The 18,006-nt window shown below is 66.0% G+C and carries 15 protein-coding genes, 1 pseudogene and 1 riboswitch; of the genes and pseudogenes, 13 read left to right on the forward strand and 3 right to left on the reverse strand.

Features of this window, described 5'->3' with window-relative positions:
- A pseudogene (locus CAG29_RS28580) lies at positions 1-484 on the forward strand (hypothetical protein); the annotation flags it as partial.
- The gene (locus tag CAG29_RS28835) at positions 481-615 is read left to right on the forward strand and encodes a hypothetical protein (protein WP_256575690.1); all 135 of its coding nucleotides are present in this window, start codon (positions 481-483) and stop codon (positions 613-615) included. The pseudogene CAG29_RS28580 and the gene CAG29_RS28835, both read left to right, overlap by 4 nt.
- Here the strand turns inward: CAG29_RS28835 and CAG29_RS23475 are convergent.
- Positions 599-2,032: a TolC family outer membrane protein gene (locus tag CAG29_RS23475; RefSeq protein WP_085640581.1), complete on the reverse strand. Its 1,434-nt coding sequence runs from the start codon at positions 2,030-2,032 to the stop codon at positions 599-601. The genes CAG29_RS28835 and CAG29_RS23475 overlap by 17 nt on opposite strands.
- A gap of 206 nt (positions 2,033-2,238) precedes the next feature.
- A riboswitch (TPP riboswitch) is annotated at positions 2,239-2,344 on the forward strand.
- A 147-nt stretch (positions 2,345-2,491) separates the two neighbouring features.
- Here CAG29_RS23475 and thiC point away from each other — a divergent pair.
- Positions 2,492-4,381 carry a phosphomethylpyrimidine synthase ThiC gene (gene thiC, locus CAG29_RS23480; protein WP_085630982.1) on the forward strand — a complete coding sequence of 630 codons (1,890 nt, stop codon included), beginning with the start codon at positions 2,492-2,494 and terminating at the stop codon, positions 4,379-4,381.
- A 150-nt stretch (positions 4,382-4,531) separates the two neighbouring features.
- A complete protein-coding gene (gene cytX, locus CAG29_RS23485) occupies positions 4,532-5,824 on the forward strand; it encodes a putative hydroxymethylpyrimidine transporter CytX (protein WP_085582948.1) in 1,293 nt (430 codons plus the stop codon).
- Here cytX and CAG29_RS23490 read toward each other — a convergent pair.
- Complete coding sequence (locus CAG29_RS23490) at positions 5,793-6,539, reverse strand: RsiV family protein (RefSeq protein WP_085582946.1); 747 nt, start codon at positions 6,537-6,539, stop codon at positions 5,793-5,795. The genes cytX and CAG29_RS23490 overlap by 32 nt on opposite strands.
- Before the next feature lie 228 nt (positions 6,540-6,767).
- Between CAG29_RS23490 and CAG29_RS23495 the strand changes: the two genes are divergently transcribed.
- The 9 genes from CAG29_RS23495 to CAG29_RS23535 all read left to right on the forward strand — a co-directional run bounded on the left by CAG29_RS23495 (position 6,768) and on the right by CAG29_RS23535 (position 16,112).
- Entirely contained in the window at positions 6,768-7,385 is a 618-nt protein-coding gene (locus CAG29_RS23495; RefSeq protein WP_085582944.1) for an NUDIX domain-containing protein, read from the forward strand.
- Complete coding sequence (locus CAG29_RS23500) at positions 7,376-7,828, forward strand: DUF1249 domain-containing protein (protein ID WP_085582942.1); 453 nt, start codon at positions 7,376-7,378, stop codon at positions 7,826-7,828. The genes CAG29_RS23495 and CAG29_RS23500 overlap by 10 nt, the downstream gene beginning before the upstream one ends.
- A 98-nt stretch (positions 7,829-7,926) precedes the next feature.
- Positions 7,927-8,742: a 3',5'-cyclic-AMP phosphodiesterase gene (gene cpdA / locus CAG29_RS23505; RefSeq protein WP_085630976.1), complete on the forward strand. Its 816-nt coding sequence runs from the start codon at positions 7,927-7,929 to the stop codon at positions 8,740-8,742.
- Between the two features lie 127 nt (positions 8,743-8,869).
- The gene (locus tag CAG29_RS23510) at positions 8,870-9,478 is read left to right on the forward strand and encodes a YqiA/YcfP family alpha/beta fold hydrolase (protein ID WP_085582938.1); all 609 of its coding nucleotides are present in this window, start codon (positions 8,870-8,872) and stop codon (positions 9,476-9,478) included.
- Between the two features lie 42 nt (positions 9,479-9,520).
- On the forward strand, positions 9,521-11,428 hold the full coding sequence (gene parE, locus CAG29_RS23515) for a DNA topoisomerase IV subunit B (RefSeq protein WP_085582936.1): 1,908 nt from the start codon (positions 9,521-9,523) through the stop codon (positions 11,426-11,428).
- Entirely contained in the window at positions 11,428-12,429 is a 1,002-nt protein-coding gene (locus tag CAG29_RS23520) for an esterase-like activity of phytase family protein (protein WP_085695218.1), read from the forward strand. The genes parE and CAG29_RS23520 overlap by 1 nt, the downstream gene beginning before the upstream one ends.
- On the forward strand, positions 12,426-12,950 hold the full coding sequence (locus tag CAG29_RS23525) for a TIGR02281 family clan AA aspartic protease (protein WP_085582932.1): 525 nt from the start codon (positions 12,426-12,428) through the stop codon (positions 12,948-12,950). The genes CAG29_RS23520 and CAG29_RS23525 overlap by 4 nt, the downstream gene beginning before the upstream one ends.
- A gap of 7 nt (positions 12,951-12,957) precedes the next feature.
- Positions 12,958-15,213: a DNA topoisomerase IV subunit A gene (gene parC, locus CAG29_RS23530; protein ID WP_085582930.1), complete on the forward strand. Its 2,256-nt coding sequence runs from the start codon at positions 12,958-12,960 to the stop codon at positions 15,211-15,213.
- Between the two features lie 185 nt (positions 15,214-15,398).
- Complete coding sequence (locus CAG29_RS23535; protein ID WP_085582928.1) at positions 15,399-16,112, forward strand: membrane integrity-associated transporter subunit PqiC; 714 nt, start codon at positions 15,399-15,401, stop codon at positions 16,110-16,112.
- Positions 16,113-16,465: 353 nt separating this feature from the next.
- Here CAG29_RS23535 and CAG29_RS23540 read toward each other — a convergent pair whose 3' ends face one another.
- Positions 16,466-17,983, reverse strand: a complete 1,518-nt coding sequence (locus CAG29_RS23540) for an AhpA/YtjB family protein (protein WP_085582926.1) — start codon at positions 17,981-17,983, stop codon at positions 16,466-16,468.
- Positions 17,984-18,006 lie beyond the last annotated feature (23 nt).

Here is an 18,006-nt window from a genome sequence, read left to right on the forward strand (position 1 = left end):
CGGCTTCGAAAACCCCGACCCGACCGCCGGCGAGGACAACAGGCATTTTTCGCTGGGCTTCCCTTGCGGCGGCGGCACCACGGCGATGGCGTTGTGGGAGTGCATGCGCAGTTACATGGAGATCGGGCCGCAGGTTTTGCCGCAGACCAACGACTTTGAGGGCGGCCGGGAAAAGCTGCGGGGCCGGGGCGTTTTCTGGGGTACTACTTGTGCGTATCTGGATGGTATCCGGCAATACTGGGTGGCGCAGGAGTTCGGCAAGGCGGTGTGGCTGGTGATAGGCGGCATCCTCTTGAATGGACCCCTGGCGATGATGTTGCAAACCTGGAAATTATCGCCGCCGCCCGACCTGTCCCACCCCGACATCCTCGAATGGTCAAAACCCCTGCCGCCCGAGCAATGGGCCCAACGCTCCCCGGCGCTTGCAGCCGCCATCGCCCAGCGCGAAGCGGAATTGGCGGCTCAAGCCGAGGCGTCGGCATGAGCGCGCCAACGGCCGGCACCACGAAAAAAGGGATGTTTTCGCGCAATGACTATCTGGCGCCGTTGCCGTTGCGCAACCACAAAAAACCCGCATTTCTGCGGGTTTCTGCTGCCCTCAAGGACGGGCCTTGAGCTGCTCTTCGGCCGCCTTGGCCAGGTCCGGCGGCAGGAAGTCCTTGTCCGGGTTGTAGTCGGGCTTGAGGTAGCGGGTCAGATCCTGCAGGTCGCCGGGGTTGAGCGTGCCGGCCGCCTGCTTCAGGCGCAGGTTGTCGAGGATGTAGTCGTAGCGGGTGTTGTTGTAGTTGCGCACCGAGGTGTAGAGCTGGCGCTGGGCGTCGAGCACGTCGACGATGTTGCGCGTGCCCACCTGATAACCGATTTCGGTGGCTTCCACCGCGCTCTGGTTGGAGATGATCGACTGGCGGCGCGCCTGCACCTGCTCGACGTCGGTGTTGACCGCGCGGTGCAGGTTGCGGGTGCTTTCGACGATCTGCCGGCGCAAGGATTCGCGTTGCTGCTCGCTCTGGTCCAGTTGCGCATAGGACTGGCGCACCTGGGAGCTGGTCAGCCCGCCGCTGTAGATCGGGATGTTCAGTTGCAGGCCCACGGTGCCCTGCTCGACGTTGCCGCGGTAAGGCGTGCCGAAGGCGTTCGGGTTGGCGAAGCCGAGGGCATCGTTGTCGCCCTTTTCGTATTTGGCCACCGCATCGAGGGTCGGCAAGTGGCCGGCCTTGCGTTGCTTGAGGGTCTCTTCCGCCGAGCTGACCGCGTAGTTGCTGGCCAGCAGGTTGAGGTTCTGCCTGGCGGCGGTGTCGACCCAGGCCTTGGCGTCGTTCGGCGCCGGCGGCAGGATCGGCAGCGTGTGCACGATGCCCTGGATCGAGTTGTACTGACGGTTGGTCAGGGTGATCAGCGCCTCGAACGCATCGTCCACCTGGCGCTGGGCGACGATCCGGTTGGCCCGGGCGGTGTCGTAGCTGGCCTGGGACTGGAGCACGTCGGTCTTGTCCGACAGGCCCACGTCGAAGCGTTCGTTGGACTGGTCGAGCTGGCGCTTGAACGCGGCTTCCTCGGCCTTGGTCGAGGCCAGGTTGTCCTGGCTGCGCAGCACGTTGAAGTAGCTTTCCGCCGATTGCAGGATCAGGTTCTGCTCGGTGGCGGACAGTTGCAGGGCGGCCTGCTCGTTGACGTCCTTGGCGGCCTGGTACTGGAACCAGCGGTCGGCGCGGAACAGCGGCTGGGCCAGGGTCGCCTGATAGGAATGGGCGCTGCGGTTGGCGGTGGCCGACGGCTGATCGATGCTGGTGCGCACGTTGGCCACTTCGGCGCCGCCGGAGAGGTTGGGCAGCAGCCCGGCGCGGGCCTGGGGCACCACTTCCTTCTGGGCGCCGTACTGCGCGCGGGCGGCGGCCAGGTCGGCGTTGTTGTCGACCGCTTCCTGGTAGACGCTGACCAGATCGGTCTTGGTCGACAACGGCGCTTCCGCTGCCCAGGCCATGGCATTGGACGCACAGGACACGGCGACAGCCAGTGAGAGTTTGCGCAGCATGAGGCGATCCCTAGCTTGAATATTATGAGAATAATCCGGGCGCCAAAGGTAAGGCGCGGCCTGCGCAGCGTCAAGGCGCAGCGGGGCAAGGCGAGTGTAGTAGCGCTTCGGGCCCCTCACAATCCTGGCGAGCCGTGCGATTGCGCCATTCATCATGGTGTTTGCCGTGGCGTTGGCGTTCTTCGGCGGTTGTGTCTAGACTGGCCGGGTTCTTGTCGGGGTGCCTTGCTGTGAGGCTGAGATCGAATCATTTCGGATCCCGTTGAACCTGATCAGGTTAGCGCCTGCGTAGGGAACAAGATTTCTCGTCAGCCCGGCGAGTCCTCTTGTGCTTCGTCCGGGAAATTGTTCGACAATCGAACGCTCGACGACGATGCACAGCACCGCCCCCGGTGCGTCCGTGCCTTTCAGGTTCTGCCCCGACAATCCACTGCCTGGATGCTGTCTGGAGAGCCCGTGATGACGACAAAAGAAAAAAGCGCGATCAACCTCAGTGATTCGGCCAAGGTCGATGAGCAGTCGGTTCAGCCGTTCACCCGTTCGCAAAAAGTCTACGTTCAGGGCTCGCGCCCGGACATCCGCGTGCCGATGCGCGAAATCACCCTCGATGTGACCCCCACCGACTTCGGCGGCGAGATCAACGCCCCCGTCACCGTCTACGACACCTCGGGCCCGTACACCGACCCGAATGTGGTGATCGACGTGCGCAAGGGCCTGGGCGACGTGCGTTCGGCCTGGATCGAAGACCGCGGCGACACCGAGCGCCTGGCCGGCCTGAGCTCGGACTTCGGCCAGCAGCGCCTCGCCGACCCCGAGCTGACCAAGCTGCGCTTCGCCCACGTCAACAACCCGCGCCGCGCCAAGGCCGGGGCCAACGTCAGCCAGATGCACTACGCGCGCAAGGGCATCATCACCGCCGAGATGGAATACGTCGCCATCCGCGAAAACATGAAGTTGCAGGAGGCCCGCGCCGCCGGCCTCCTGAAGCAGCAGCACGCCGGCCACAGCTTCGGCGCGAGCATCCCCAAGGAAATCACCCCTGAGTTCGTGCGCGAGGAGATCGCCCGGGGCCGCGCGATCATTCCGGCCAACATCAACCACACCGAACTGGAACCGATGATCATCGGCCGCAACTTCCTGGTGAAGATCAACGGCAACATCGGCAACAGCGCCCTGGGTTCGTCCATCGAAGAAGAAGTGGCGAAACTGACCTGGGGCATCCGCTGGGGCTCGGACACCGTGATGGATCTGTCCACCGGCAAGCACATCCACGAGACCCGCGAGTGGATCATCCGCAACTCGCCGGTGCCGATCGGCACGGTGCCGATCTACCAGGCGCTGGAGAAGGTCAACGGCGTGGCCGAAGACCTGACCTGGGAGCTGTTCCGCGACACGCTGATCGAGCAGGCGGAGCAGGGCGTGGACTACTTCACCATCCACGCCGGCGTGCTGCTGCGCTACGTGCCGCTGACCGCCAAGCGGGTGACCGGCATCGTGTCCCGCGGCGGTTCGATCATGGCCAAGTGGTGCCTGGCGCACCACAAGGAAAACTTCCTCTACACCCACTTCGAAGAAATCTGCGAAATCATGAAGGCCTACGACGTCAGCTTCTCGCTGGGCGACGGCCTGCGTCCGGGCTCCATCGCCGACGCCAACGACGAAGCGCAGTTCGGCGAACTGGAGACCCTGGGCGAGCTGACCAAGATCGCCTGGAAGCACGACGTGCAGTGCATGATCGAAGGCCCGGGCCACGTGCCGATGCAGTTGATCAAGGAGAACATGGACAAGCAGCTGGAATGCTGCGACGAGGCGCCGTTCTACACCCTCGGCCCCCTGACCACCGACATCGCGCCGGGCTACGACCACATCACCTCCGGCATCGGTGCGGCGATGATCGGCTGGTTCGGCTGCGCCATGCTCTGTTACGTGACGCCGAAGGAGCACCTGGGCCTGCCGAACAAGGATGACGTGAAGACCGGGATCATCACCTACAAGATCGCGGCCCACGCCGCCGACCTGGCCAAGGGGCACCCGGGCGCGCAGATCCGCGACAACGCCTTGAGCAAGGCACGGTTCGAGTTCCGCTGGGAAGACCAGTTCAACCTCGGCCTGGATCCGGACACCGCCCGTTCGTTCCACGACGAGACCCTGCCGAAGGACTCGGCCAAGGTCGCGCATTTCTGTTCGATGTGCGGGCCGAAGTTCTGCTCGATGAAGATCACCCAGGAAGTGCGCGAATACGCGGCCAACCAGCGGATCGACGCGGTGGACGTGGACGTCGCTCAGGGCATGGCCGAGCAGGCCGAGCGGTTCAAGAAGGAAGGCAGCCAGCTGTACAAGAAGGTTTGATCCGGCCGTAAAAAAGGGGCCTGCACAGGCCCCATCGCCGGCAGGCTGGCTCCCACAAAGGATTTGCGGCGTTCGCGAGTTCTGTGTGGGAGCCAGCCTGCCGGCGATAGCGATCGACACAACAACACATGTCCCTCTGAGATAACACCCTTGAGCATTCAACCCAGCACCTATTCCCCCGACCTCGCCGTGCCCGCCGACAAGCGCGTGTTCGGCGGCCGTGATCTGTTTTCCCTGTGGTTCTCCCTCGGCATCGGCCTGATGGTGCTGCAGACCGGTGCGCTGCTGGCGCCGGGCCTGGGCCTGTCGGGCGCGTTGCTGGCGATCTTCCTCGGCACGCTGGTGGGTGTCCTGCTGTTGGCCGCCGTCGGCGTGATCGGCAGCGACACGGGCCTGTCGTCGATGGCGGCGCTCAAGCTCAGCCTCGGCCGCCAGGGCGCGAGCCTGCCGGCGCTGCTCAACCTGCTGCAACTGATCGGCTGGGGCTCGTTCGAGATCATCGTCATGCGCGACGCCGCCAGCCTGCTCGGCACCCGCGCATTCAGCGAGGGTTCACTGTGGGCGAACCCGGTGCTGTGGACGCTGTTCTTCGGTGCGCTGGCCACGCTCCTGGCCGTGAGCGGGCCGCTGACGTTCGTGCGCAAGATCCTGCGCAAGTGGGGTATCTGGCTGCTGTTGGCCGCGTGCGTCTGGCTGACCTGGAACCTGTTCGCCAAGGCTGACCTGGCGGCCCTGTGGGCGCGTTCGGGCGACGGTTCGATGCCGTTCGCCGTGGGCTTCGACATCGCCATCGCCATGCCGCTGTCGTGGCTGCCGCTGATCGCCGACTACTCGCGTTTCGGCAAGCGGGCGAAGAACGTGTTCGGCGGCACCGCCGTCGGTTTCTTCATCGGTAACTTCTGGCTGATGAGCCTGGGCGTGGCCTACACCCTGGCGTTCGCGCCGAGCGGTGAAGTCAACGCGCTGCTGCTGGCATTGGCCGGGGCGGGGCTGGGGATTCCGCTGCTGCTGATCCTGCTGGACGAGTCGGAGAACGCTTTCGCCGACATCCACTCGGCGGCGGTGTCCAGCGGGATCCTGCTGCGGCTGAAGGTGGAGCATCTGGCGCTGGCCATCGGCGTGGTCTGCACCCTGATCGCGCTGCTGGCGCCGTTGGCCCAGTACCAGAATTTCCTGCTGCTGATCGGTTCGGTGTTCGCGCCGCTGTTCGGCGTGGTGCTGGTGGATCACTTCATCCTGCGCAAGCGCAGCGGCCAGACCGCTTCAACCGCGCTGCGCTGGCCGGCGCTGTTGGCCTGGCTGGGCGGCATCAGCACCTATCACCTGCTGGCCAACCTGTATCCGGACGTGGGCGCGACCCTGCCGGCGCTGGTGCTGGCAGGGCTGCTGCAGCTGGTGCTTGGCCGGGCCTTCAGTTACGGCCGGGAAACAGCTCAGGCTTGAGGATGCCGTTCAGGCGCGGGTAGGGGATCTTCAGTTCGACGTGGCCCAGCGCGTAAGGCGCGATGGTGGTCACGTCGTACTTGAGGATGACGCCGCCGTAGGTCAGCGCCACGTTCGGGGTCTTCACGAACGGCCAGTTCTTCACGAAATCCGCTTCCTGATCGAGCTTGGTGCTGATCAGCCAGCTGTTGTGCGCCACTTGCGCAGCCTTCCAGAACGCCTCTTCCTGGCCCGGCAGCAGCATGTCCGAAAGGGTCAGCACCTTGTGCTGCTGGCGCGAATAGTTGATGAAGCCGCGCCCTGGCGTGCCGTGGGCGCCGCCGGTGTCGAGGTAGCTCGACAGTTCGACGATCACCAGTCCGTCATGCTGCTCGCGTACCTTGGCCTGCAGGTAGCTGCTGTTGCGCGGGCCGGCGTCGCGCAGGAACTGCTCGCGGTAGGCCGCCAGGGTCGGCGCGCTCGGGGCGCCCGGTTCGGTGCGGGTCATCTGCAGCAGGCGTTTTTCGATGATGCCGTCCAGCGCAGGCTCGGCCGGGAAGCGCAGGGTGTCGATGTTCACCAGCGGGCAGTCGGCGTTGGCGCAGCCGGGCTTGAGCTGTTCGGACGCGTCGCGGACGGTTTCCAGCGGCGTGCGGTAGTTGGGCTGGAACAGGCTGGCGCAGGCGCCCAGGGTCAGGGCGACGGCAGCCACGGAAGCGATTTTGAAAAGCGACATGGACGTCCTTTCGAAAGCAGGGGAAGGCGAAAAAGTTACGGCTTCGACTCTCAACGGAGCAGTCAGTTCGCCACTAAGCTAATTAGAGTGGGTTTCGCCTCCACCGTCCATCCCGCTGACGGTAAAGGGGCTGCATCAAACCGTACGGGCGCGTTAGGATGGCGCGAAGTCGAGGCCGCAAGTGACCAAGAGGCGCCTCGTGTCGGATTCGCAGTAAAGAGGATGCTCATGACCGATTTCGCCAAAACCACTCCGAGCGCCGTTGATATCGTGCGGCGCGAGCAGTGCTACAAGGGCTTCTACCGGCTCGACCGGCTCTACCTGCGCCATGAGCTGTTCGACGGCGGCATGAGCCGTGAGATCGACCGCGAGCTGTTCGTGCGCCACGACGCGGTGTGCATGCTGCCTTACGATCCGCAGCGCGATGAAGTGGTGCTGATCGAGCAATTCCGCATCGGCGCGCTGGACAAGACCGACAACCCTTGGCTGGTGGAACTGGTCGCCGGCCTGATCGACAAGGACGAGGAGCCGGAAGAGGTCGCCCGCCGCGAGGCCCAGGAAGAGGCCGGGCTGGACATCAAGGCCCTGTGGCCGATGACCCGCTATTTCCCGTCGCCGGGGGGCAGCGACGAATTCGTCCACCTGTACCTGGGGCGCTGCAGCACCGAAGGCGTCGGCGGCCTGCACGGGCTGGTCGAGGAGGCCGAAGATATCCGCGTCACGGTCTGGGCGTTCGAAGATGCCTTGCAGGCGGTGCGCGACGGTCGCATCGCCAATGCGGCGAGCATCATCGCCCTGCACTGGCTGGCGCTGAACCGCGCCGAAGTGAGGGGGCTATGGTCGTAAGCCTGCAGCGCGACCGCTACCGGGTCGACCTGGCGGGGCTGCAGGCGGCCTGCGAGGCGAACTACGCGCGTCTGATGCGCCTGCTGCCGGACATGCGCCACGAACCCCAGGCGCGGCGCATCGCCATGACCCAGGGCGACCAGATGCTTGGCGTGCTGACCCTGGAAGTGCTGCAGGCCTGCCCGTACACCACGACCCTGCAGGTGCGCCAGGAGCACAGCCTGCCGTGGCTGCCGGTGCCGCAGCTGGAGGTGCAGGTCTACCACGACGCGCGCATGGCCGAAGTCATCAGCGCCGAGCACTCGCGGCGCTTTCGCGGTATCTACCCTTATCCGAACGCGGCCATGCACCAGCCGGACGAAAAGGCCCAGCTCAACCTGTTCCTCGGCGAATGGCTGAGCCACTGCCTGGCCTGCGGCCACGAGTACGCGGCGGTCCGATAGCGGCGAGTTGTGAACTGCGTCCGGTTCGCCGGTTTCCCCTTTTGCCGATCCCCCAGCATAATTGCCGCACCCTTTGTGATTCCGCCTGGGAGAACGCCTTGCCGAGCGTATCCACGTTGACCACCGCCGATGCGGCGTTGCTGGTGCAGTTGTCCGACAGCCACCTGTTTGCCGAAGCGGACGGCACCCTGCTGGGCATGAACACCCGCGACAGCCTGCAGAAGGTCATCGAACTGGTGCTCGGCCAGCAGCCGCGGATCGACCTGATGATCGCCACCGGCGACCTGTCCCAGGACGGCACGCTGGCGTCCTACCAGGCGTTTCGCCGCCTGGCCGAACAGATCGACGCCCCTTCGCGGTGGATCCCCGGCAACCACGACGAACCGCAGGTCATGGCCGAGGCGGCCGTGCAGAGCGCGTTGCTTGAACCGGTGGTGGACATCGGCAACTGGCGGGTGACGCTGCTCGATTCGGCGGTGCCCGGCTCGGTGCCGGGGTACTTGCAGGACGAGCAGCTGCAATTGCTCGCCCGCGCCCTGAGCGAGGCGCCCGAGCGCCATCATCTGGTGTGCTTCCATCATCACCCGGTGCCCATCGGGTGCGCGTGGATGGCGCCGATCGGCCTGCGCAACCCCGAGGCGTTCTTCGAAGTGCTGGACCGCTTTCCCCAGGTTCGGGCGGTGCTGTGGGGGCACGTGCACCAGGAAGTAGACCGCGAGCGCAACGGCGTGCGGCTGATCGCCTCGCCCTCGACCTGCATCCAGTTCGAGCCGGGCAGCGACGACTTCAAGGTCGGCGAACAGGCGCCGGGCTACCGCTGGCTGCGGCTGTTGCCGGACGGGCGGCTGGAGACCGGCGTGGAGCGCGTGACCGGGTTCGACTTCACCATCGACTACGGCTCCAACGGCTACTGAGCCCTCCAACGGCAGCGCTGCTCCCTGCGGGAGCGGGCATGCCCGCGAAGGCGTCCGCACAAACGTCCCCGAACCGGCTGACTCCCTGTAGACTCCGCATTTCTTCGCCGACGCCCAGGGAGCTCAAATGTCCGGTTCGATCCTCTACATCCACGGTTTCAACAGCGCTCCGGCCTCGAAAAAAGCCTGTCAGCTGGTCGAAGTGATGGAGCGGCTGGGCCTGGGCGGCCAATTGCGGGTTCCGGCGCTGCATCACCATCCCCGCGAAGCCATCGGTCAGCTGGAACAGGCGATCGCCGAGCTGGGCCGGCCGCTGCTGGTGGGAAGCTCGCTCGGCGGCTACTATGCGACTCACTTGGCCGAGCGCCATGGCCTGAAGGCCTTGCTGGTCAACCCGGCCGTCAGCCCGCACCGGATGTTCGACGGGTTCCTGGGCACGCAGAAAAACCTGTACACCGACGAAACCTGGGAGCTGACCCACGACCACGTCACGGCCCTGGCCGAACTGGAAGTGCCGGCGCCCCAGGATCCGCAGCGCTATCAGGTGTGGCTGCAGACCGGCGACGAAACGCTGGACTATCGCCTCGCCCAGCGGTATTACCGGGCCTGTGCGTTGCGCATCCAGGCCGGCGGCGACCACGGCTATCAAGGTTTTGCCGCGCAATTGCCGGCGCTGCTCGGGTTTGCCGGCATCGGCGCCGATATGTATCAGGCAATCGATTTCACCGCACTGTGAAACCTTGCCCCATTTTCACTGAATCACTGACGACGAGACCCTATGGCCACTCCCAGCGCTAGCTCCTATAACGCCGACGCCATCGAAGTCCTCTCGGGCCTCGACCCGGTGCGCAAGCGCCCCGGCATGTACACCGACACCAGTCGGCCGAACCACCTTGCCCAGGAAGTCATCGACAACAGCGTCGACGAAGCCCTGGCCGGCCACGCCAAGTCGGTGCAGGTCATCCTCCACCCCGACCACTCGCTGGAGGTCTGCGACGACGGCCGCGGCATGCCGGTGGACATCCACCCGGAAGAGGGCGTGTCGGGCGTCGAGCTGATCCTCACCAAGCTCCATGCCGGCGGCAAGTTCTCCAACAAGAACTACCAGTTCTCCGGCGGCCTGCACGGCGTGGGCATCTCGGTGGTCAACGCCCTGTCGACCGAAGTCCGCGTGCGGGTCAAGCGCGACGGCAACGAATACCAGATGACGTTCAAGGACGGCTTCAAGGCGTCCGAGCTTGAGATCGTCGGCACCGTCGGCAAGCGCAACACCGGCACCAGCGTGTTCTTCTCGCCGGACCCGAAGTATTTCGACTCCGCCAAGTTCTCCATCAGCCGCCTCAAGCACGTGCTCAAGGCCAAGGCCGTCCTGTGCCCGGGCCTGTCGGTGACGTTTGAGGACAAGAGCACCGGCGAGAAGGTCGAGTGGCACTACGAAGACGGCCTGCGCTCCTACCTGGTGGACGCGGTCAGCGAATTCGAGCGCCTGCCGAACGAGCCGTTCTGCGGCAACCTGGCCGGCAACAAGGAAGCCGTGGACTGGGCGCTGCTGTGGCTGCCCGAGGGTGGCGACGCGGTGCAGGAAAGCTACGTCAACCTGATCCCCACGGCCCAGGGCGGCACCCACGTCAACGGCCTGCGCCAGGGCCTGCTCGACGCGATGCGCGAGTTCTGCGAATTCCGCAGCCTGCTGCCGCGCGGCGTGAAGCTGGCGCCGGAAGACGTCTGGGAGCGCATCGCCTTCGTGCTGTCGATGAAGATGCAGGAGCCGCAGTTCTCAGGCCAGACCAAGGAGCGCCTGTCGTCCCGCGAGGCGGCGGCGTTCGTCTCCGGCGTGGTCAAGGACGCGTTCAGCCTGTGGCTCAACGCCAACCCGGAGACCGGCCTGGCCCTGGCGGAACTGGCGATCAACAACGCCGGCCGCCGCCTGAAGGCGAGCAAGAAGGTCGAGCGCAAGCGCGTCACCCAGGGCCCGGCGCTGCCGGGCAAGCTGGCGGACTGCGCAGGCCAGGACCCGATGCGTTCCGAACTGTTCCTGGTGGAGGGCGACTCCGCCGGCGGCTCGGCCAAGCAGGCGCGGGACAAGGAATTCCAGGCGATCCTGCCGCTGCGCGGCAAGATCCTCAACACCTGGGAAGTCGACGGCAGCGAAGTGCTGGCCAGTCAGGAAGTGCACAACATCGCGGTGGCCATCGGCGTCGACCCGGGCGCCGAGGACATGAGCCAGCTGCGCTACGGCAAGATCTGCATCCTCGCCGACGCCGACTCCGACGGCCTGCATATCGCGACCCTGCTGTGCGCGCTGTTCGTCCAGCACTTCCGCCCGTTGGTGGATGCCGGCCACGTCTATGTCGCGATGCCGCCGCTGTTCCGCATCGACCTGGGCAAAGAGATCTACTACGCCCTGGACGAACCCGAGCGCGACGGGATCCTCGACCGCTTTGTGGCCGAGAAGAAGCGCGGCAAGCCGCAGGTCACCCGATTCAAGGGCCTGGGCGAGATGAACCCGCCGCAGCTGCGTGAAACCACCATGGATCCGAACACCCGGCGCCTGGTGCAGCTGACGCTGGGCGAAGACTACGCCCAGACCTCGGAAATCATGGACATGCTGCTGGCGAAGAAACGCGCCGGCGACCGCAAGACCTGGCTGGAGTCCAAGGGCAACCTTGCCGAGGTGCAGGCCTGATGCGGTTTGGCGGGATCCTGGCGGGTGCGTTGCTGCTGGCTTCGACGTTTGCCTGGACAATGGCGTCCGCCGAGCCGGCGCCGCAGCTGCGGCTGCTGGCCGAGCACCCGGTCGAAGGCATGCGCGGCGGCAACCTGTCGGGGCTCGCGCTGTGCGGCAACGAGCTGTGGACCGTGTCGGACCGCGACGATGACCAGATCTACCGCCTCGACACCCGCGACCCGGTCTGGCGCGCCGAAACCGTGCGCATCGACCCTCCGCCGGTGCCGGACAGCGGCCTGCCGTGGGGCATCAGTTCGCGCACCTGGGCGGCTTCGTTCGTGCGCGGCGGCGACCTGGACTTCGAAGGCATCGCCTGCGACGGCGCGGGCAACCGCTACATCGTCAGCGAGGCCCATGCGGCGGTGCTGCAAGTGCCGGCGCAAGGGCAGGCCGCGTGGCTGAAGATCTCGCCGCTGCTGGTGCGCGAGGCCCGGGCCAGCGGCATGCTGCTGCACTTCAACGCCCTGTTCGAAGGGTTGGCGATCAACCCGGCGGGCGACCGGATGTGGCTGGCTGCCGAGCGTGAGCGCCGCGGCCTGCTGCGGATCAAGCGCCAGCAGACGGTGTGGGACTGCGACGGCGGCTGCGTGCTGCTCAGCGAAGCCGGCGTCGAGATGCAGCCGCCGCAGTTTCCCAAGGCCCGGGCGGTCACCCGTGACTTCGCCGACCTGTCGCTGTTCGACGGCAAGCTGTTCACCCTGGAGCGCAATGCGTTCCAGGTCTGCCGGCGCGACCTGGAGACGGCCAAGGTCGAGCGCTGCTGGTCGTTCGCCGAAGACGCCTTGCAGGAAAAACGCCGTTATCCGCAGCCCTACGGGCTGGCGGAGGCGCTGGTGATCGACGCCCAGGGCGCCTGGATCGGCCTCGACAACAACGACGGCGCCCGCGCCGACGGCGAGAAGCGTCCGATCGTCTGGCGCTTTGCCGCCCCCGACGGCGGCTGGAGCGCCAAGCCATGAGCCCGCAGCCGCCGGGCAAGCGCGCCGGCCGGGTGATGATGATCCTGGCCTGGTGCGCGGCGCTGTTTCTGGCCACGCGGTTCTTCGGCCAGTGGGAAGAGCGTCAGCAGAACCCCAACGTGGTGGTCAGCTCTGAACAGGGCGACGGCTACATCGAGGTGAAACTGGCCGGCAATGCCCAAGGGCATTTCGTCGCCAGCGGCCAGATCAACGGTCAGACGGTGGAGTTCATGCTCGACACCGGCGCGACCGACGTGTCGATCCCGGCGGACCTGGCCGCGCGCCTGAAACTGGAAGAGGGGTTCGGCGTGACCCTGAGCACGGCCAACGGCCTGAGCCAGGGCTACCGTACCCGGATCGACCGCCTGCAACTGGGCGACATCGTGCTGCGGGACGTCCGCGCACTGGTGGCGCCCGGCCTGCACGGCGAACAGGTGCTGCTCGGCATGAGCGCCCTGAACAAACTTGAATTCACCCAGCGCGGCGGCACCATGCTGCTGCGCCAGACAACGAACCGATGAGGCCCGCATGAGCGACTCCCTTGATCTCAGCCTGGACGGTGTGGAACGCCGGTCGCTGGCTGACTTCACCGAAAATGCCTACCTCAACTACTCCATGTACGTGATCATGGACCGTGCCCTGCCGCATATCGGCGACGGCCTGAAACCCGTGCAGCGGCGTATCGTCTACGCCATGAGCGAGCTGGGGCTGGATGCCGACGCCAAGCACAAGAAGTCGGCGCGCACCGTCGGCGACGTGCTCGGCAAGTTCCACCCCCACGGCGACTCGGCGTGCTACGAAGCGATGGTGCTGATGGCCCAGCCGTTCAGCTACCGCTACACGCTGGTGGACGGCCAGGGCAACTGGGGTGCGCCGGACGATCCGAAGTCCTTCGCCGCCATGCGCTACACCGAAGCCCGCCTGTCGCGCTACTCCGAGGTGCTGCTCAGCGAACTGGGCCAGGGCACGGCGGACTGGGGCCCGAACTTCGACGGCACCCTGCAGGAACCGCTGGTGCTGCCGGCGCGCCTGCCGAACATCCTGCTCAACGGCACCACCGGCATCGCCGTGGGCATGGCCACCGACGTGCCGCCGCACAACCTGCGCGAAGTCGCCAGCGCCTGCGTGCGACTGCTCGACGAGCCGAAGGCCACGGTCGAGCAACTGTGCGAGCACATCCAGGGCCCGGACTACCCGACCGAAGCGGAAATCATCACGCCGCGCGCCGACCTGGTGAAGATGTACGAGACCGGCAAGGGCTCGGTGCGCATGCGTGCCGTGTACCACGTCGAGGACGGCGACATCGTCATCACCGCGCTGCCGCACCAGGTCTCCGGGGCCAAGGTGCTGGAGCAGATCGCCGCGCTGATGCAGGCCAAGCCGTCGAAGGCGCCGCAGATCGCCGACCTGCGCGACGAATCCGACCACGAGAACCCGTGCCGCATCGTGATCATCCCGGTCAACAGCCGCGTCGACCACGAAGCGCTGATGCAGCACCTGTTCGCCAGCACCGAGCTGGAATCGACCTACCGGGTCAACGTCAACATCATCGGTCTGGACGGCAGGCCGCAGTTGAAGAACCTGCGCGCGCTGCTGGTGGAGTGGCTGGAATTCCGCGTGCAGACCGTCCGTCGCCGCCTGCAGTTCCGCCTCGACAAGGTCGAGCGCCGCCTGCACCTGTTGGACGGTTTGCTGATCGCCTACCTCAACCTGGATGAAGTGATCCACATCATCCGCACCGAGGATCAGCCCAAGGCCAAGCTGATCGAGCGTTTCGCCCTCAGCGAGATCCAGGCCGACTACATCCTCGACACCCGCCTGCGCCAGTTGGCGCGGCTGGAAGAGATGAAGCTGCGCGACGAGCAGGACGAACTGCTCAAGGAGCAGGCCAAGCTGCAAGCCCTGCTGGGCAGCGAAGCCAAGCTGAAGAAACTGGTGCGCAGCGAACTGCTCAAGGACGCCGAGACCTACGGCGACGACCGCCGCTCGCCGATCGTCGAGCGCGCCGAGGCCAAGGCGCTGACCGAGCACGACCTGCTGCCGAACGAGAAAGTGACCGTTGTGCTGTCGGAAAAGGGCTGGATCCGCTCGGCCAAGGGCCACGAGATCGACGCCACCGGCCTGTCGTACAAGGCCGGCGACGGCTTCAAGACCTCGGCGGCGGGGCGTTCCAACCAGTTCGCCGTGCTCATTGACTCCACCGGTCGCAGCTACTCGCTGGCCGCGCACACGCTGCCGTCGGCCCGGGGCCAGGGCGAACCGCTGACCGGCCGTCTGACGCCGCCGCCCGGCGCCACCTTCGAATGCGTGCTGATGCCTGAAGACGATGCGATGTACGTGATCGCGTCCGACGCCGGCTACGGTTTCGTGGTCAAGGGTGAGGACCTGCAGGCCAAGAACAAGGCCGGCAAGGCCCTGCTGAGCCTGCCGAACAACGCCAAGGTGATCGCGCCGCGTCCGGTGGCCGACCGCGAGCAGAACTGGCTGGCGTCGGTGACGACCGAGGGTCGCCTGCTGATCTTCAAGATCAGCGATCTGCCACAATTGGGTAAGGGCAAGGGCAACAAGATCATCGGCATCCCCGGTGAGCGCGTGGCCAGCCGCGAAGAATACGTCACGGACATCGCCGTCCTTCCGGAAGGCGCCACCTTGGTGCTGCAGGCCGGAAAACGGACCTTGTCGCTGAAGGCCGACGACCTCGAACACTACAAAGGTGAGCGCGGCCGGCGGGGCAACAAGTTGCCGCGTGGCTTCCAGCGGGTGGATGCGCTGCTCGTCGAATAACTCAATGAGGCGTCCCAGAGCGCCCGATCCACGATTTAACGCGTGGATCGACGCTTTGGCGCTGGAGTCGGAACGCATATTCACGGATGATATGGCCTTTCAAGCGCCGGCGTGGCCGCGCGTTCTTCATGTTTATTGAGTATTTTCACTGTGGTCAGCCTTGTGGCGGCCACCTGGACGGGACGATGACTGCTCTGCGCCTTCCTCTAATTTTGTTGCTCGCCGGCGTTCTCGGCCTGGCGGGCTGCAGCGTTCACCAACCGGTGTCGCTGTATCAGCTGGACAGCGGAAGTCCGGCTCAGCCTGCGCAAAGCGCGGGCATGGCGGTTTTGCTGGGCCCTGTGGTGGTCGCCGACTACCTGCAACGCGAAACCCTGCTGCAGCGTCAGCCCGACGGCAGCCTGCAGGCCGCCACCGACGGCCGCTGGGCCGGTAGCCTTTCGTCGGATATCGACCAGTTGCTGCTGCGCCAGGTCGCCGGCCATCTGGACAGCCAGCGTGTGGTGCTGGCGCCCGCCACCCAGGGCTTCACCCCGGACGTGCAGGTGCTGCTGACCATCACCCGGCTGGATTCCGGCACTTCGCAGCCGGCGATCCTCGATGCGCAATGGCGTCTGCTCGACCGCCGTGGCCAGGTGCGGGACAACCGCATCGTCCATCTGCAAGAGCTGCACGCCGGCAGCACCGCTTCGCAGGTCCAGGCCCAGGGCATCTTGCTGCAGCGCCTGGCGGAGCAGTTGTCGGTGGCGCTCAAGCCGCTGGCCAACCAGCCTCCGGTGGCTGAAGTGCCACGCAAGCCGGCCCCCAAACCGGCAGCGCCGGCGGCGGAAGCCGAGAAGCAGCCGAAGATCCCGATGGCTTCGCCGATCCGCACCGACATGGAAGTGTTCCGCTTCTGAGGTCGCCCCGCTCCGATAAAAAGCCCGCCAAGTGTGGGCTTTTTCTTGCCTGTCGGTTCAGTTCTGATGACGCCGCAATTCCCCGTGGGAGCTGGCCTGCCAGCGATGGCGGTGGGTCAGGCAACAGGGATGTCGGCAGTGCCGGCCTCATCGCTTGCAGGCAAGCTCCCACAGGTTTTTGGGGTGGGCACAGAACCTGTCATCACCCCGGATCCCCGTGGGAGCCAGCCTGCTGGCGATAGCGGTGGATCGGCCTCCACAGAATTCGGCAGTGCCGACCTCACCTTTTGTGGGGCAACAAAAAGCCCGCAGGCAATGACTTGCCTGCGGGCTTTTTGCATCGGGCCTGAGGCTTACGCCCGGCGTTCGTGCATCCGCGCCAGTTGCCGCTCCAGCATCGACGGGTAAGGCTCCATCAGCCGTTCGACGCAGCAGGCGCCTTCGGGGCTGGCGATCGGGCGGATCCGTGCGCGCTGGCGGATCAGCGCGTCATCGCTGATCTTGCGCTCCACCAGCAGCAGGTTGCGGCTGTGCTGCGACAGGGCCAGGGCGTCCTGGGCCGAGTCGGTCAGCAGCAGGTCGATCTGGCTCAGGCCGAACAGCTCGTCGCCCAGGGTCAGGCCCAGCTGCAATTGCAGGGTGATGCCGCTGTCGGCGACTTCGATCTGCAACTGATGGCTCAAGGCCCGCAGCAGCTCACCGCAGCAGATGGCGTTGGTCAGGTAATCGTCGCCGCTGTCTTCGGTGTGGAACAGCATCAGCGTGCTGCCGTCGTTCAGGGTTTCGATCTCGCCCTGGTACAGCGAAGCGGCCTGGTCCAGGCAATCGCGGTAGCGGTCCAGCAGTTCTTCCAGGCGGGCCCGGGGCAGGCGGCGCAGTTGTTCCTGCGAACCCAGCTGCACCGCCAGCACCGCGCTGTGCTGGGGCACGCTCGGCGTGGCCTTGCGGGTGGCCGGCTGGGCCGAACCGTTCAGCGAGTCGTTGCGCAGGTCGGCGAACGGGTCTTCGTCGTCCTCGTCGTCTTCCACGGTGCTGACCACCTGCCGGGGCGCCGGCTTGCGGGCCTCCACCGGGCGGCTTTCGTCGAAGCTCGGGTCGCGCAGGTTGCGCACCTCGAAGGCCGGGTCGACGTCGTCGTCCTCGAACTCGGGTTCCGGCTCGGGCGGCGGCGCGGCCGGCTCCGGGGCGAAGTTGGCGTGCAACTGGCGGGCCAGGTCGCCGATCTCGTCCTGGCGGTCGGTGCCCGGCGTGTATTCGTCGATGTTGCGCAGCCACACCCGCAGCTGCAGCAGCGGCGTGGACAGGTGGCGGCCCAGGCGCAGGCTCAGGGCCAGGGACAGCGCCAGCAGGATTGCGCTGAGGATGCCCATGCTCTGCAGGCTGATGGTCATCGGCTGCTGGAACTGATCCATGTCCAGGCTGATGCGCAACTGGCCGGCGGTCACGTCCTGGAAGGTGATCTTGCTCTGGTACATGCCCTCGGCTTCGCCCAGCAGGCCGTGCTTGGGCCGCTGGCCGGACTCGGCGAGGATGCGGTTGTCCACGCTGTAGATGGCGGCGTGGGCCACCAGCTTGTTCTTGGTCAGGTTGTTGAGCAGCACATTGAGGCTGAGGATGTCGTTGGACACCAGCAGCTCGGTGGCGGAGGTGGCGGTCTGCGTGGTCAGGCTCTCGCCCAGGGCGTCGGCCTGCTCGTGCATGGCCTGCTTGAACTGCAGGCCCATCACGCAGGCGTAGATCACCAGGGCCAGGGCGACCAGGATCACGTTATGGCTGGCGATGCGCAATGCGATCGGCACACGGCGGTGGCGCAGCGCACGGAAGATCAGCAGGAAGAAGTTGTCGGTTTTTACTGGCGTGGGCCGGTTCACTGAGCTCGGCTCTTTAGTCCGTG

Origin of the sequence: Pseudomonas sp. B7(2017), assembly GCF_002112745.1 — a bacterium.
Taxonomy (GTDB): domain Bacteria; phylum Pseudomonadota; class Gammaproteobacteria; order Pseudomonadales; family Pseudomonadaceae; genus Aquipseudomonas; species Aquipseudomonas ekonensis.

Bases quoted from the DNA above. Each gene is read 5' to 3' on its own strand.
- CAG29_RS28835 (WP_256575690.1), top strand. From the start codon at position 481: ATGAGCGCGCCAACGGCCGGCACCACGAAAAAAGGGATGTTTTCGCGC.
- CAG29_RS23475 (WP_085640581.1), bottom strand. From the start codon at position 2,032: ATGCTGCGCAAACTCTCACTGGCTGTCGCCGTGTCCTGTGCGTCCAAT.
- thiC (WP_085630982.1), top strand. From the start codon at position 2,492: ATGACGACAAAAGAAAAAAGCGCGATCAACCTCAGTGATTCGGCCAAG.
- CAG29_RS23490 (WP_085582946.1), bottom strand. From the start codon at position 6,539: ATGTCGCTTTTCAAAATCGCTTCCGTGGCTGCCGTCGCCCTGACCCTG.
- CAG29_RS23495 (WP_085582944.1), top strand. From the start codon at position 6,768: ATGACCGATTTCGCCAAAACCACTCCGAGCGCCGTTGATATCGTGCGG.
- CAG29_RS23500 (WP_085582942.1), top strand. From the start codon at position 7,376: ATGGTCGTAAGCCTGCAGCGCGACCGCTACCGGGTCGACCTGGCGGGG.
- CAG29_RS23510 (WP_085582938.1), top strand. From the start codon at position 8,870: ATGTCCGGTTCGATCCTCTACATCCACGGTTTCAACAGCGCTCCGGCC.
- parE (WP_085582936.1), top strand. From the start codon at position 9,521: ATGGCCACTCCCAGCGCTAGCTCCTATAACGCCGACGCCATCGAAGTC.
- CAG29_RS23520 (WP_085695218.1), top strand. From the start codon at position 11,428: ATGCGGTTTGGCGGGATCCTGGCGGGTGCGTTGCTGCTGGCTTCGACG.
- CAG29_RS23525 (WP_085582932.1), top strand. From the start codon at position 12,426: ATGAGCCCGCAGCCGCCGGGCAAGCGCGCCGGCCGGGTGATGATGATC.
- parC (WP_085582930.1), top strand. From the start codon at position 12,958: ATGAGCGACTCCCTTGATCTCAGCCTGGACGGTGTGGAACGCCGGTCG.
- CAG29_RS23535 (WP_085582928.1), top strand. From the start codon at position 15,399: ATGACTGCTCTGCGCCTTCCTCTAATTTTGTTGCTCGCCGGCGTTCTC.